Source organism: Mesorhizobium tamadayense, assembly GCF_003863365.1.
Lineage (GTDB): Bacteria > Pseudomonadota > Alphaproteobacteria > Rhizobiales > Rhizobiaceae > Mesorhizobium > Mesorhizobium tamadayense.
Genome location: NZ_RQXT01000179.1, coordinates 1 through 966, shown reverse-complemented (window position 1 = coordinate 966; position 966 = coordinate 1). Strand labels below are relative to the sequence as shown.

At 60.5% G+C, this 966-nt stretch carries 1 protein-coding gene; it reads right to left on the bottom strand.

Going from position 1 to position 966, the window contains the following annotated elements; genetic code table 11:
- Positions 1–966, bottom strand: a 966-nt coding sequence (locus EH240_RS37105; protein ID WP_125007261.1) for an aldehyde dehydrogenase family protein, incomplete at both ends; no start/stop codon positions are given.

Below are 966 nucleotides of genomic sequence, written 5' to 3'. Positions count from 1 at the left end.
TGGAATTGGCGATCTCGACGGCTTCCGCCGCCGTTTCAAAGGTCAGAACTGAAAGTACGGGGCCGAAGACCTCCTCACGTGCGATTTCCATGTCCGGCATGACCGCCTCGAGGATTGTCGGCGACATAAAATGCCCCATCCCGAGGTCGAGTTGGTCGCCCCCGTGAACAACCTTCGCGCCGCTATTCTTTGCACTGGCGACGTAGCCCGCGATCTTCTCCAAATGCTGAGGCGTAATGATCGCGCCGACCTGCGTCGCTGGGTCCAGCGGATCGCCAACCTTCACGTATTTCGCAAGCTCCGCAACACGCTTGACCACATCCGACGCGATGCTCTTATGGAGGATTAGCCGCGAGCCGGCGTTGCAGCATTCGCCCGCATTGAAATAAGCGCCGAAGACGGCGGCGTCGATGAAGGAGTCGAGGTCCGCATCCGGGAATACGATCTGCGGATTCTTGCCGCCGAGTTCCAATGAAACCTTTTTGAGGGTCTGCGCCGCATTCGTCATGGTGAGCTTTCCGACGCCGGTCGAGCCGGTGAACGAAACCATGTCGACCGCAGGATGGGACGTCATGATCGCGCCGACTTCGGGACCCGTGCCGGTGACGATGTTCACGACGCTGTCCGGAACGCCCGCTTCCTCAAGGATCTCGCCGAGAACGAGCGTCGAACCCGATGTCAGCTCTGAGGGCTTAACGACGCATGTACAGCCGGCGGCGAGCGCAAAGGGCAGTTTCTGGCTTAGGATCAGGAATGGAAAGTTCCACGGCGTTATGATGGAGACGACGCCGATCCCCTCGCGCAGGACGACACCTAGTGTGTTCTGCCCAAGCGAATTGTAGCTCTCGCCGTGCAGGTCGCGGGCAAGCGCAGCGGCATAGCGCCAGATGTCGACAGCGCCGGCGATCTCGCCGCGCACCTGACTTATTGGCTTGCCGCCCTCGATGCAGTCGAGATAGGCGAGGT